The 14,030-nt window shown below is 74.2% G+C and carries 11 protein-coding genes; 9 read left to right on the plus strand and 2 right to left on the minus strand.

The features are described from left to right. Positions 1 to 254 precede the first annotated feature (254 nt). The 3 genes from groES (at position 255) to J1M40_RS08440 (ending at position 4,344) form a co-directional block, all read left to right on the plus strand. Positions 255 to 551: a co-chaperone GroES gene (groES, locus tag J1M40_RS08430; protein ID WP_002857590.1), complete on the plus strand. Its 297-nt coding sequence runs from the start codon at positions 255 to 257 to the stop codon at positions 549 to 551. Between the two features lie 108 nt (positions 552 to 659). After that, a complete protein-coding gene (gene groL / locus J1M40_RS08435) occupies positions 660 to 2,267 on the plus strand; it encodes a chaperonin GroEL (RefSeq protein ID WP_101965835.1) in 1,608 nt (535 codons plus the stop codon). A 121-nt stretch (positions 2,268 to 2,388) separates the two neighbouring features. Beyond that, positions 2,389 to 4,344, plus strand: coding sequence for a BCCT family transporter (locus J1M40_RS08440; RefSeq protein WP_083325347.1), 1,956 nt, complete (start codon positions 2,389 to 2,391; stop codon positions 4,342 to 4,344). A 1-nt stretch (position 4,345) separates the two neighbouring features. Here the strand turns inward: J1M40_RS08440 and J1M40_RS08445 are convergent, their stop codons facing one another. Continuing rightward, a complete protein-coding gene (locus tag J1M40_RS08445) occupies positions 4,346 to 5,779 on the minus strand; it encodes a dicarboxylate/amino acid:cation symporter (RefSeq protein WP_070709889.1) in 1,434 nt (477 codons plus the stop codon). Positions 5,780 to 5,964: 185 nt separating this feature from the next. Here J1M40_RS08445 and guaB point away from each other — a divergent pair, with 185 nt between their 5' ends. The 5 genes from guaB to J1M40_RS08470 all read left to right on the plus strand — a co-directional run bounded on the left by guaB (position 5,965) and on the right by J1M40_RS08470 (position 11,475). Next, positions 5,965 to 7,509 (plus strand): IMP dehydrogenase, encoded by a 1,545-nt coding sequence (gene guaB, locus J1M40_RS08450; RefSeq protein WP_070709887.1) that lies wholly within the window; start codon positions 5,965 to 5,967, stop codon positions 7,507 to 7,509. Between the two features lie 92 nt (positions 7,510 to 7,601). Further along, a complete protein-coding gene (locus tag J1M40_RS08455) occupies positions 7,602 to 8,738 on the plus strand; it encodes a GuaB3 family IMP dehydrogenase-related protein (protein ID WP_206450696.1) in 1,137 nt (378 codons plus the stop codon). 47 nt (positions 8,739 to 8,785) lie between these two features. After that, complete coding sequence (locus J1M40_RS08460; protein ID WP_070709487.1) at positions 8,786 to 9,751, plus strand: SURF1 family protein; 966 nt, start codon at positions 8,786 to 8,788, stop codon at positions 9,749 to 9,751. Then, the gene (locus J1M40_RS08465; RefSeq protein ID WP_036340922.1) at positions 9,748 to 10,296 is read left to right on the plus strand and encodes a DUF3817 domain-containing protein; all 549 of its coding nucleotides are present in this window, start codon (positions 9,748 to 9,750) and stop codon (positions 10,294 to 10,296) included. Before J1M40_RS08460 ends, J1M40_RS08465 begins: the two co-directional genes overlap by 4 nt. A gap of 72 nt (positions 10,297 to 10,368) precedes the next feature. Then, positions 10,369 to 11,475: a phosphotransferase gene (locus tag J1M40_RS08470; RefSeq protein ID WP_241252180.1), complete on the plus strand. Its 1,107-nt coding sequence runs from the start codon at positions 10,369 to 10,371 to the stop codon at positions 11,473 to 11,475. Positions 11,476 to 11,507: 32 nt separating this feature from the next. On the opposite strand, the gene J1M40_RS08475 is transcribed toward J1M40_RS08470, so the two are convergent. After that, positions 11,508 to 13,343: a hypothetical protein gene (locus J1M40_RS08475; protein ID WP_036316608.1), complete on the minus strand. Its 1,836-nt coding sequence runs from the start codon at positions 13,341 to 13,343 to the stop codon at positions 11,508 to 11,510. A gap of 159 nt (positions 13,344 to 13,502) precedes the next feature. Here J1M40_RS08475 and J1M40_RS08480 point away from each other — a divergent pair, with 159 nt between their 5' ends. Continuing rightward, on the plus strand, positions 13,503 to 13,979 hold the full coding sequence (locus J1M40_RS08480; protein WP_036316610.1) for an NUDIX hydrolase: 477 nt from the start codon (positions 13,503 to 13,505) through the stop codon (positions 13,977 to 13,979). Positions 13,980 to 14,030: the final 51 nt, after the last annotated feature.

Here is a 14,030-nt window from a genome sequence, read left to right on the forward strand (position 1 = left end):
CCACCGCACCGCGCCCCACGCCTCCGCCCACGGCGGACGGCGGAGACACGGCTGGCACTCATGTTGAAGGAGTGCCAGAACCCGGAGTAGAGTCAGGACTGGCACTCGGGGGTACCGGGTGCCAATGCCCGAGGTGGACCGTCCGGCACCGCGACGACGGAGGGTCTGACGCCCGTGGCGCACCCGCAGACCACAGCATCAGCGGACCGGCGAGCCCGCCGGAGCCGCATGTCGACGAAGAAGGAGTGTGCAGCATGTCTGTCTCCATCAAGCCCCTCGAGGATCGCATCGTTGTCCGCCCCCTGGAGGCCGAGCAGACCACCGCGTCGGGCCTCGTGATCCCGGACACCGCCAAGGAGAAGCCGCAGGAGGGCCAGGTCGTGGCCGTGGGCCCGGGCCGGGTCGCCGAGAACGGCAACCGCGTGCCCGTCGACGTCGCCGAGGGTGACGTCGTGCTGTACTCCAAGTACGGCGGCACCGAGGTCAAGGTCGGCGGCGAGGAGTACCTGGTGCTCTCCGCCCGCGACGTGCTGGCCGTCGTCACCAAGTGACCCCGCCGCGACGGGCCCGGTGAGCGGCGCGCACCGCACCGGTGCGCGCGCCCCGGGCCCCTCGCGTCCCCGCACCCCCTGACTCCCTGAACGAAAGGAGCGTCCGTCATGGCCAAGCAGCTGGCTTTCAACGACGACGCACGCCGCGCCCTCCAGGCCGGCATCGACAAGCTCGCCGACACCGTCAAGGTCACCCTCGGCCCCAAGGGCCGCAATGTGGTGCTCGACAAGGCGTGGGGCGCCCCCACCATCACCAACGACGGCGTCACGATCGCCCGTGAGGTGGAGCTGGAGGACCCGTACGAGAACATGGGCGCCCAGCTCGCCAAGGAGGTCGCCACCAAGACCAACGACATCGCGGGCGACGGCACCACCACCGCCACCGTGCTGGCCCAGGCGCTCGTGAACGAGGGCATGCGCCAGGTCGCCGCCGGCGCCGCGCCGGGCGAGGTCAAGAAGGGCATCGAGGTGGCCGTGGCCGCCGTCGAGCGGCGCCTGCAGGAGAACGCCCGCCCGGTCGAGGGCCAGGAGGTGGCCCACGTGGCCGCCATCTCGGCCCAGAACGACGAGGTCGGCGAGCTGCTGGCCCGCGCGTTCGACACGGTCGGCACCGACGGCGTCATCACCATCGAGGAGTCCTCCACGACCTCCACCGAGCTGGACGTCACCGAGGGCATGCAGTTCGACAAGGGCTTCCTGTCCCCGTACATGGTCACCGACGCCGAGCGTCAGGAGGCCGTGCTCGAGGACGCCTACGTCCTGATCAACTCGGGCAAGATCTCCAACGTACAGGAGCTGCTGCCCCTGCTGGAGAAGGTCCTGCAGGCCAACAAGCCGCTGTTCGTGATCGCCGAGGACATCGAGGGCGAGGCCCTGTCCACCCTCGTGGTGAACAAGATCCGCGGCACCCTGAACGTCGTGGCCGTCAAGGCCCCGGGCTTCGGCGACCGCCGCAAGGCCATGATGCAGGACATCGCGATCCTCACCGGCGCCCAGGTCGTCTCCCCGGACCTCGGCATGAAGCTCGAGCAGGCCGACCTGGACGTGCTCGGCTCCGCCCGCCGCATCACCGTCACCAAGGACGAGACCACCATCGTCGACGGCGGCGGTGCGGCCGAGGACGTCGAGGCCCGGGTCGCCCAGATCAAGGCCGAGTCCGCCGCGACCGACTCCGACTGGGACCGCGAGAAGCTCCAGGAGCGCCTCGCCAAGCTCTCCGGCGGCATCGGCGTGATCCGCGTGGGCGCCGCCACCGAGGTGGAGCTCAAGGAGCGCAAGCACCGCATCGAGGACGCCGTGTCCTCGACCCGCGCCGCCCTCGAGGAGGGCATCGTGGCCGGCGGGGGCACCGCGCTCATCAACGCGCTGACCGCGCTCGACACCGACGCCGACGTCCAGGCCCTGACCGGCGACGCCGCCGTGGGCGTGGACATCGTCCGCAAGGCCCTGAAGCAGCCGCTGCGCTGGATCGCCCAGAACGCGGGCGAGGACGGCTACGTGGTGGTCTCCAAGGTCGCCGAGCTGGAGCCGAACCACGGCTTCAACGCGAAGACCGGCGTCTACGGCGACCTGATCGCCGACGGCGTGATCGACCCGGTCAAGGTGACCCGCTCCGCGCTGGCCAACGCCGCCTCCATCGCGGCCCTCGTGCTGACCACCGAGACCCTCGTGGCGGACAAGCCCGCCGAGGAGGACGAGGCCGGCCACCAGCACTGACCCCTCCGTCGGCCCTGACGCGGCCGGCTGTCGACGACGGCCCCTCGCCCGCCCGGGTGAGGGGCCGTCGTCGTGCGGGCGGGAGACGCCGGCCGTCCGGGGTGCCCTCTATGGTGTGCCCATGGACACACCCACGCCGCCCCGTCCCACCGGGTCCCACACGACCCGGACCCCGGCCCGGCCACGGCTGCGCCGCTTCGTCCGCGAGTTCTCCTATCCGCACGGCATCCACCCGGCCCTCGTGCCGGGCGTGTCCGTGGAGGACCGCCGGGTGCGCTACGGCGTGGACCGGGTGATCCTCGCCGTCGTCGGCCTGCTGGTGGTCGGCTTCGTGGTGTGGGGCGTGCTGCAGCCGGACGCCGTGCTGGCCGTCTCGAGCGCGGCCCTCGACTGGGTGATGCTCCACGCCGGCTGGCTGTTCGCCCTGCTGGCCATCGGGATGGTGGTGTTCCTGCTGGCCCTGGCGTTCTCCCGGTACGGCGAGATCCCGCTGGGACTGGACGGGGAGAAGCCGGAGTACTCCACGGCGAGCTGGTCGGCCATGCTCTTCGCGGCCGGCATCGGCATCGGCATCATCTTCTTCGGCCCGTACGAGCCGCTGACCTACTACCTGGCCCCGCGCCCGGGGGCGTACGAGGCGGCGAGCGAGGAGGCGGTGACGGGCGCGCTGGCCCAGGCCGCGCTGCACTGGGGCGTGAACGCGTGGGCGATCTACGCGGTCGTCGGCCTGTCGGTCGGCTACGTGTCCTACCGCCGGGGCCGGGTGCCGCTGATGAGCTCCATCATCGCGCCGCTGTTCGGCGACTCCCAGCGCAGCGACTCCGTCGGGGCGCGCCTGATCGACGGGCTCGCGATCATCGCCACACTGTTCGGCACGGCGGCCTCGCTGGGCATCGGCGCCCTGCAGATCGGCCGGGGCGTGGAGATCGTCTCGGGCTGGTCGGCGCCGGGGAACACGGTGGCGCTGGGGATCATCGTGGTGCTCACGATCGGCACCATCTTCTCGGCGGTGTCCGGTGTGGCCCGCGGCATCCGGTGGCTGTCCAACATCAACATGCTGCTCGCCCTCGGCCTGGCGCTGTTCTTCTTCGTCGTCGGCCCGACGGCGTTCCTGCTGAACATCGTGCCCGGCGTCCTGATGGACTACGTCTCCTCCGCCCCGGACGCCCTCGGCGCCTCGATGGCCGAGGGGGAGGACATGCAGGAGTTCCTCTCCAGCTGGACGATCTTCTACTGGGCGTGGTGGGTCAGCTGGGCCCCGTTCGTGGGCGTGTTCATGGCGAAGATCTCGAAGGGTCGGACCATCCGCCAGTACGTCCTCGGGGCCCTGTTCATCCCGGCCGCGGTGATCGTCGGCGCGTTCACGATCATCGGCGGCACCACCATCTGGCTGCAGCGGACGCAGGGCTCCGTGGCGCCGGACGGCACGGCCGCGTCGCTGCCCGCGCCGGCGGAGATCTTCTGGGTGGTCCTGGACCAGCTGCCCGGCGGCGGGCTGGTGGCCCCGGTCGTGATCGTCATGCTGGCGGTCTTCTTCATCACGACGGCGGACTCCGCCTCGATCGTGAACTCGCAGCTCTCACAGCGCGGCGCCCCGGCCCCGCGCCGCACGATCACGGTGTTCTGGGCGCTGTGCATGGCGGGCATCGCCGTCGTGATGCTGCTGACCGGCGGCGACACCGCGCTCACCGGCCTGCAGAACCTCATCACCATCACGGCGCTGCCGTTCACCGTGGTGCTCGTCCTCATGGCGGTCGCGCTCCAGCGCGAACTGGCCAACGACCCCTTCGCGATCCGTGACCGGTACCAGCGGGCCGCCGTCGAGAAGGCGACGGTGCGGGGCCTGGTGGAGTACGGGGACGACTTCGCGTTCACGGTGGAGCGCACCCCGCCGGGCAGCTGGTACGCGGCCGGCGAGGGGTTCGACTCCACCGCCGCGGAGATCACCGACTGGTACCGCCGCACGGACGAGGACGGGAACCCCGTGGACTACGACTACGTGCTGGGCGAGTACCTGGACGAGGGGGACGAGGACGGCGCGGACGGACCCGCCGGAGCGGGCCCGTCCGGCCGCTGACTCAGGCGCGCGGCTCCGGGGTGCCGACGAGCTGGGCGCGGGAGTCGGCGGTCGCGTGGGCGCGGGCCTCGACGATCTCCTCCTCGTCCTCGCCGAAGATGTCGCCGCGCGGGGCGTCGTAGCGGTCCCGGTCGAGGATGCCCTCCTGGGAGGCCACGAGGGCGGGGATGAGGGCCTGGCCGGACACGTTGAGGGCGGTGCGACCCATGTCCACGATCGGGTCGACGGCCAGGAGCAGGGCCATGCCCTCGAGGGGCAGCCCGGCGGTGGACAGCGTGAGCGTGAGCATCACGGTGGCGCCGGTGGTGCCGGCGGTCGCGGCCGAGCCCAGCACGGACACGAGTGCCACGAGGGCGTACTGGCTCAGGCTCATGTCGATCCCGTAGAACTGGGCGATGAACACGGCGGCCACGGCCGGGTAGATCGCGGCGCAGCCGTCCATCTTGGTGGTGGCGCCCAGCGGGACGGCGAAGGAGGCGTAGCCGGTGGGCACGCCGAAGTTGCGCTCGGCCACCCGCTGGGTGACGGGCAGCGTGCCGAGGGAGGAGCGGGAGACGAAGCCGAGCTGGAACGCCGGCCACACGCCGGTGAAGAACTGCTTGACGGAGAGCCCGTGCAGGCGCGCCAGCACCGGGTACACCACGAGCATCACGAGGGCCAGGCCCACGTAGATCGCCACCACGAACTTGGCCAGCGTGCCCATCGTGGACCAGCCGTACGAGGCCACGGCGTTGCCCAGCAGGCCGATGGTGCCGATCGGGGCCAGGCGGATGATCCACCACAGCAGCTTCTGGATGATCGCGAGCACCGAGCGGGAGAACGTGAGGAACGGGGCGGCCTTCTCGCCGACCTTGAGCGCGGCCACGCCCACGACGATCGCGATCACGAGGATCTGCAGCACGTTGAACGTGGGGGAGGAGGCGAGCGCGCCGTCCTCGCCCGCCGTCGTCTTGACGGTCAGGCCGAGGAAGTTCGCCGGCACCAGGGAGGTCAGGAAGTCGAGCCAGCCGACGTCCTTGGCCTGGTAGGACGCCGGCGCGGTCTGGCCGGTGCCCACGCCCGGCTGCAGCGCGACGCCGACGGCGAGGCCGATGAGCACCGCGATCAGGCTCGTGATGGCGAACCACAGCAGGGTCTTGGCGGCCAGGCGGGCCGCGTTGGTCACCTGGGCCAGGTTGGCGATGGAGGCGACGACGGCGAAGAAGACCAGCGGGACGACCGTGGCCTTCAGCAGGCTGATGTAGATGCTGCCGACGGTGGCCAGCGTCTCGCCGAGCCAGGTCGGGTGCTCGGAGGTGTGCCCCGTGGCGCGGGCGATCAGGCCCAGGACGAGGCCGAGGACGAGGGCGGCGGCGATCTGCCAGCCGAAGTTCGACGTCCAGGCGGGGAGCCGGCGTCGGGGCGCCGGTGCGGGGGAGGACTGTGCGGTGCTCATCCGGGGAGATTAGGCGGACCAATATCACGACGCCGAACCGGATTGCGCCATGTGACGTCGTGGTGACGTCCGTCTCGCCCCCGCGTGGCCCAGCGCGGGGGCCCTGTGACGTGGCCCGCACCCGGGTCGCCGGTTTGACCCCCGGGCATAGAATCGCGGAAACACCCGTCCCGAAAGGCGCCTTCGTGACCAACACCAGCACCGGTCCCAGCCCCGAGCCCGTCCACTCCTCCTCGGATCCCTTCGGCTTCTTCGGCCTCACCTATGACGACGTCCTGCTGCTGCCCAACGCCACCGACGTGATCCCCGCGGACGCGGACACGGGCACCCGGCTGACCCGCAACATCCGCTTGAACATCCCCATCGTCTCCGCGGCGATGGACACCGTGACCGAGGCTCCCCTGGCCATCGCCATGGCCCGTCAGGGCGGCATGGGCATCATCCACCGCAACCTGTCCATCGAGGACCAGGTCCGCCACGTGGACACCGTGAAGCGCTCCGAGTCGGGGATGATCAAGGACCCCGTGACCATCGGCCCCGACGCCACGCTCGCGGACCTGGACGAGCTGTGCGCCCAGTACCGCGTCTCGGGCCTGCCGGTGGTGGCCGAGGACATGACGCTGCTGGGCATCATCACCAACCGCGACACCCGCTTCATCCCGCGCGAGGAGTGGGCCACCCGCACGGTGGACACCGCCATGACCCGCATGCCGCTGGTCACCGCGCAGGAGGGCGTCTCGCGCGCCGAGACCATCCGCCTGTTCTCCCAGAACCGCGTGGAGAAGCTGCCGCTCGTGGACGATGCGGGCCGCCTGACCGGCCTGATCACCATCAAGGACTTCGACAAGGCGGAGCAGTACCCGGACGCCGCGAAGGACGACGAGGGCCGGCTGCTCGTCGGCGGCGCCGTCGGGTTCTTCGGCGACGGCTGGGAGCGCGCCATGGCGCTCGTCGAGGCGGGCGTGGACGCCCTCGTGGTGGACACCGCGAACGGCCACACGCACGGCGTGCTGGACATGATCGCGCGCCTGAAGAAGGAGAAGGCGGCCGCGCACGTCGACGTCATCGGCGGTCAGGCCGCGACCTACGCGGGCGCCAAGGCGATCGTCGACGCCGGCGCGGACGCCGTGAAGGTGGGCGTGGGCCCGGGCTCGATCTGCACGACCCGTGTGGTGGCCGGCGTCGGCGTCCCGCAGATCACCGCCATCTACGAGGCGGCCAAGGCCACGCGCCCCGCGGGCGTCCCGCTGATCGCCGACGGCGGCCTGCAGCACTCCGGTGACATCGGCAAGGCCCTCGTGGCCGGCGCCGACTCGGTGATGCTCGGCTCCCTGCTGGCCGGCACGGCCGAGTCCCCGGGCGACCTCGTGTTCTACCAGGGCAAGCAGTTCAAGACCTACCGTGGCATGGGCTCCCTGGGCGCCATGCAGACCCGCAACGGCACGCGCTCCTTCTCCAAGGACCGCTACTTCCAGGCGGACGTGCCGGACGAGGACAAGCTGATCCCCGAGGGCATCGAGGGCCAGGTGCCCTTCCGGGGCCCGGTCGCCTCGGTGGTCCACCAGCTCGTGGGCGGCCTGCGCCAGACGATGTTCTACACGGGCGCGTCCACGGTGGCCGATCTCAAGGAGAACGGCCGCTTCGTGCGCATCACCGCGGCGGGCCTGAAGGAGTCCCACCCGCACGACATCATGATGACCGTCGAGGCCCCGAACTACCGTTCGCGCTGACCCGCACGGCGGGTCCGGGGGGAGCCCCGGACGGGGCGGCGCCGACGACACGGTCGGCGCCGCCCCCGTGGCGCCTGGGCTAGGCTGGCCCGGTGACGAACCAGATTGAGATCGGCCGCGGCAAGCGCGGCCGCCGGGCCTTCTCCCTCGACGACGTGTCCGTGGTGCCCGCGCGGCGCACCCGGGATCCCCAGGACGTCAGCCTCACGTGGCGCATCGACGCCTACACGTTCGACATGCCCGTGATCGGTGCACCCATGGACTCCGTGATGAGCCCGGAGACCGCCATCGCGATGGGGTGGCTGGGCGGTCTCGGCGTCCTCAACCTCGAGGGCCTGTGGACCCGCCACGAGGACCCGCGCCCGCTGCTCGAGGAGATCGCCGCCCTCGAGGCCGGCCCGGCCGGGACCGAGGCCACCCGCAAGCTGCAGGAGGCCTACGCGGCCCCCATCCGCCCCGATCTGATCACCGAGCGCCTCGCGCAGATCCGCGAGGCCGGCGTCGTCGTCGCGGGCTCGCTGACCCCGCAGAACACGCAGGAGTTCTACCGCACCGTCGTGGCGGCGGGCGTGGACCTGTTCGTCATCCGCGGCACCACCGTCTCGGCCGAGCACGTCTCCTCCACCCAGGAGCCGCTGGACCTGAAGCAGTTCATCTACGAGCTGGACGTGCCCGTGATCGTGGGTGGGGCGGCCGGCTACACGCCGGCCCTGCACCTGATGCGCACCGGCGCGGCCGGCGTGCTCGTCGGCTTCGGCGGCGGCGCGTCCACCACCACGCGCCGCGCCATGGGCATCCGTGTGCCGATGGCCACGGCCATCTCGGACATCGCCGAGGCGCGCCGCGACTACATGGACGAGTCCGGCGGCCGCTACGTGCACGTGATCGCCGACGGCGGCGTCTCCACCTCGGGGGAGATCGTCAAGGCGATCGCCATGGGCGCGGACGCGGTCGTCCTGGGCGCCGCCCTGGCCCGCGCCACCGACGCCCCCGGCGGCGGCTGGCACTGGGGCCTCGAGGCCGCCCACCCGGAGCTGCCGCGCGGGCACCGCACCCACGTGGGCCAGGTGGCTCCGCTCGAGGAGGTCCTGTGGGGGCCCGGCCGCCACGCGGACGGCACGTCCAACCTGATGGGCGGCCTGAAGCGCGCCATGGCCACCTGCGGCTACACCGAGCTCAAGGACTTCCAGAAGGTGGAGGTCCTCGTGACCCCCACCCAGACCGTCTGATCCCCGCCGCCGCCTGGCGGCACCCCGACCGGAAGAGTTGATACGGCGTGCTGCGCACCGCCCTCAAGCCCGTCTGGCTGGCCACCCTGGTGCTGGCCCTCGTGGCGGCCGCGGTCTTCGTGGGGCTGTCCAAGTGGCAGTTCGAGTCCGCGGAGACGAACGCGCCGCCGCCGCGCACCCAGACCGAGAACGCCGTGCCGTTCCTGGAGCACGTGCGCCCCTACGAGGCCCTGCTGGGCTCGCAGGCCGACCAGGTCGTCACGGTCGAGGGGGAGTTCGTGCCCGGCACGGACGTCCTGGTCGGCCCGCGCCTGCTGAACGGCCGCGACGGCTACTGGACGGTCACGGCCCTGCGGGTGGCCGGCGCCCCGGACGGCGAGGTCGTCCCGGTGGTCCGCGGCTGGTCGGCCGACGCCGACGTCGTGGACCCCGCGCCCACCGGGCAGGTCACCGTCACCGGGCGCCTGCTGCCCCCGGACGGGCCCCTGCCGCGCGAGGCTGCGGCCGAGGACACCGCCGACCGGCTCCTGTACCGCAGCCTGGCCCCGGCCCAGCTGGTGAACGTGTGGGACGAGCCGTCCTACGCGGCGTTCGTCGCGGCGTTCGAGATGGTCGACGCCGCGGGCGCCGAGACGGGCGCGGCCGGCCCCGGCGGGCTCGAGCCGGTGTGGGTGGCCCCGCAGCCCGAGGAGACCCAGATCATCTGGCTCAACGTCTTCTACGCCGTGGAGTGGATGCTCTTCGCCGGCTTCGCCCTGTTCCTGTGGTGGCGGTTCGTCCGCGACGACCACGTCCGGGACGAGCACGAGCGCCGGCTCGACGAGGAGTGGGCCGCGCAGTGGCGCGCCGAGGAGCTCGAGCGGCGCCGGGCGGCCGCGCGCGAGGCCAAGGAGCGGGCCGTCGCGGCACAGTCCGCGGCGCACCCACGCCAGGACCACGACGACGACGGGGCCGCGCGCCCCGACCCCCGCGACCCGGGCCCCCGTGGGCCCCGAGAGGAGCAGAGCCGATGAGCACCCAGCACCCCGGCCCCCAGCCGGTGGACCCGGCGAGCCTGCCGGATCCCGAGGACATCACGGAGGCCGACCTGCCCGAGCCGCCCCCGCGGCCAGGCCGGGAGCATCGCCGTTTCGCCGGCACCCAGCAGCAGATCCGCTCCGCCACCCGCCTCTACGTGGTGTGCGCGTGGATCACCGGCATCATGCTCCTGCTGCTCGTGGCGGAGATGGTGCTGAAGTACGGCATGCACGTGGAGCTCTACGCGGGCGGCACCACCCTGGACGGAGAGGCCAACGGCCTGGGGCTGCACCCCACGGACAGCGTGACCGGGGGAGTGAACCTGTCCCTGTTCATCCTCATCGCCCACGGCTGGATGTACGTGGTGTACCTGCTCGCCTCGTTCCGCCTGTGGTCCCTGATGCGCTGGGAGCCGCTGCGCCTGCTGGCGATGGCCGGCGGCGGCGTCGTGCCGTTCCTGTCCTTCGTGGTGGAGAAGCGCATGACCCGCGTGGTCCGGGACGAGCTGCACCGCTTCCCGGACGCCGCGCGGCGCTACTGAGCGCCTCGACTATCCTGGACGGGTGACGCAGAATGCCCCCCACCCCGACCGCGCGTCCTGGACCTGGACGTGATGACCGGACGCGCGGGCGACGCCCGCGTGCGCTCCCGCACCCTCGTCCTCGCCCGCGACCCCCGGCACCCCGACGTCCCCGCCGCGGCGTGCCCGCCCGTCCCGGGCGAGCGCGGGATCCTGGAGGACGGCACCCTGTGGTGGTGGGCCCCCGCCGACCCCGTCCTGCCAGGCCTCACGCTGACCGCCGACCCGGACGCGCTCGCGGCCCTGCTCGGCACGGCGCCGGGCCGGGCCCGCCTCACGTGGCGCGGCTACCGGCCGCGGGACCGCGCGGTCCTGGCCGTCGAGGCGACCGGCGACGACGGCGTCGCGGCCCGCACGTTCCTGAAGGTGCTCCCGCCCGCGCGCGCCGCACGGGTCGCCCGGCGGCAGGCCGCCGCGGGGGCGGCCGGGGTGCCGGTGCCCGCCGTCCTCGCGACGCCGGAGCACGGGGTGCTCCCGCTCGCGAGCGTGCCGGGCCTGCCCTGGCGGGCGCTGCTGGCCGGGCCCGAGGCCGCCGGCCTCGACCCCGCGCGGGTCGCCGCGCTGCTGGACCGGCTGCCGCCGGTGCCCGAGGAGCCCCCCGGCCCGGCCGGCCCCACGGCCGGGGCGGCCGGGTGCGCCGACACGGACGACGGCGGACCCGCCATCCTGCTCGAGCACGCCACGTGGGCCGCCGTCGTGCTGGACCCCGAGGCCCAGGACGAGGTCGCAGCCCGGGCCGACCGGCTCCGCGCGGCGCTCGCGGCCGGGGATCCCGGCCCACGTGTGCCCGTGCACGGCGACCTGCACCCGGGGAACCTGCACGTGGACGCGGCGGGGGAGCGGATCACCGGCGTGCTGGACGCCGACGACCTGGGCATGGGGCACCGCGTGGACGACTGGGCCGTCCTGATCGCCCATCTCGAGGCGGGCGCCGTGGACCTCGGTGCCGGCGGCGCCGCGCTGCGCGCCGTGGCCGCACGGTTCCGGCGCCACGCCCGCAGCGAGGTCGACGAGGTGGCGCTGGCGGCCCGCGTCGCGACCGTGCTCGCCGCCCTCGCGGCGCAGCCGACCGCGCCCCGCGCCGTGCGGTCCGCCCGCCGGGCCGCCGCCGACGCCGCCCTGGCCCGCGTCGGCCTGTGACCCGCGATGGCGGCCACCCCCTCGAGCGGCGGTCAGTCCGCGCCGAGCCCCTCCCGGAGCGCGTCGAGCTCGTCCCGGACGCGCGCGGCGCCGTCGTGGTCCCCGAGGGCGGACAGGCACTGGTGCAGGCCCGTGAGCGCCCCGAGGCGCACGAGCGTGGACTCGGTGGACTCGCACACCAGGCGGAAGAGCGTCGCGGCCTGCTCGGGGCTGCCGTCCTCGGCCACCACGTAGGCGGCGAAGAGCTCGGCCTGCGCGGCGCCCTCGCGGTCCCCGGCGGCGGTGAACAGGTCGGCGGCCTGCAGCGCGGTGGCGATCGCCTCCGGCCCCCGCTCGAGCGACCACAGGGCACGGGCGCGGGTGTCCGTGTAGTCGGCCACCTGCCAGTCGGCGCCGGCGTCCCGCACGAGGGCGAGCGCCTCCTCGAGGAGGTCGAGGCCCTCCGCCTGGCCGGACTCGCACAGCAGGTACCCGTGCGCGTGCAGCGCGGCCGGCAGCACCGCCGGGTCCTCGTCCACCGCCTGGCGCGCGGCCGCGACCGCCCGCTCGAACAGGTCGAGGGCGGAGGGCCGGGTGCGTTCGTCGCGCTCGCGGTTCACGAGGGCGCCGGCGGCCAGGAGCGTGCGCGCGGCGTCCTCCCACTGGCCGTGGGCCTCGAACAGGCCGGCCGCCTCCCGCCACAGGGGCAGCGCGTTCTCGGCGCGGTCCTGGTCGTGGTGGGCGTGACCGAGGTCCACGAGGGCACGGGCCTGCTCGACGTCCCGGCCGTGGGTGGCCTCGCGGCGCACCAGCCGGGCGAGCAGGGGCTCGGCCTCGTCGGCGCGGCCGGCGAGCACGAGCTGGTGCGCCCACCAGTAGCTCAGGCTCGAGGCCTCCGGCGCCTCGGCCTTCTCCGCGTGCACGGAGGCCAGCTCCCACGCGGCCACGGCGACCTCCTCGTACCCGTCGAGGTCGCCGGCCACGCGCCCGGCCAGGGCCGCCGCGGAGGCGGCGCCGCGCCGCAGCCCGACCGAGGCCATCCGCTCCGCCGCCTCGAGCGCCAGGTCGAGGGCCGCCGTCGGACGGTCCAGCTCGTGGGCGGCGATCGCCCGCACCGTGGTGGCGGAGGCGAGGACGGCCCGGGCGGCGGGCAGCGCGGTGACGACGGCGGCCGCCGCGTCCGCCTCGGCGTGCTCGCCCCGCCACAGGTGCAGGCGGGCGAGCAGCAGATGCGCGCTGGACCACGAGCCGGTGGGCAGCAGGGCACCGGCCGCGCGCAGCCCGCCCAGGACGGCGATGACGCGGCGGGCCAGCTCGAGCGCGGCGTCCAGGTCCCCGGTGTGCACGCGGTGCACGGCCAGGGCCAGGGCGGCCTCGGGCAGGACGGTGTCCCCGGGGTCCTCGCCGGGAGCGCCCGGCTCGTCCTCCACGACGCCGGCCAGCACCGCCGCCTCGACCGTGTCCGGGTCGCGCACGAGGGCGCCGCCGAGCTGGGACTCGAGCCCGGCCTGCCGGGGCCGGCCGAGGTGGCGCAGCAGCGCCGCCCGGGCCTCCACCCAGCGGGTCAGGGCGGCCTCGTCCCCGACCTGGCCCGCGGCGACGGCGAGCGCCCGCAGCAGGGCGAGGCGGACGTCGTCCTGGCCGGGCCCGAGCGCGGCGAGACCGGAGTCGGCGAGGCGGGCGGACTCCCGGGGCTCGTCGCGCAGCGCGGCCTCGAGGGAGAGCTCCCACCAGCCTCGGGCGTCCAGGGCGGTCGGGGCGTCGGGCGCCGCGGTGCCGCGGGCCTGCCGGAGCAGGGCGCGCACCCGGTCCAGGGCGGCGTCGACGGCCGGCTCCACGGGGCCGCCGGAGGGGTCGTCCCGGTGGGGCGGGTCCTGCGGGGTGTCCACGGGCGCTGCTCCTTCCGGTGGTGGGACGGGTGGTCCTCCAGCCTAGGGCGCGGGTCGGTGGACCGTGCCGCTGTTCGCGGTGGGCGGTGCTCGTAGACTGGCCGGGCCCGCAGCGTCGCCCGCCGCGGGCCGTCCCACTGCCGCCAGGAGTCCGCAGCCATGAGCACCACCCCCGCCGCCCCGGACGCCGCCGGAGCGCACCCCGCCGGCCCGTTCCAGACGCGCGCCGGCGCCTACGCCCTGATCGTGGACGGCGGCCGCGTCCTGCTCAGCTCGTGGCAGGGGCCCGAGTTCCTGCAGTGGACGCTGCCCGGCGGCGGCATCGAGCTCGGCGAGAGCCCGGAGGAGGCGTGCCTGCGCGAGGTCTGGGAGGAGACCGGCCACACCGCCGAGCTCACGGGCCTGCTGGGCGTCACGACCGGGACGATCCCGGTGGAGAAGCGCCTGCGGGGCGAGCCGCTGCCCCTGCTCACCGTGCAGGTCCTCTACACCGCCCGCATCACGGGCGGCGTCCTGCGCCCTGAGGTCGGCGGATCCTCGACGGACGCGCGCTGGTTCGACCTCGCGGAGCTCAGCGAGCTGCGCACCGCCTCCTGGGTCACCGAGGCGCTCGCCCGTGCCGGGGTGGACACGTGAGCCGCCCCGCCCACCGCCGCCCGACGGCCCTCGCCGCCTCCGCCCTCGCGC

It is taken from the genome of Micrococcus sp. KRD026 (assembly GCF_017168445.1).
GTDB lineage: Bacteria > Actinomycetota > Actinomycetes > Actinomycetales > Micrococcaceae > Micrococcus > Micrococcus luteus.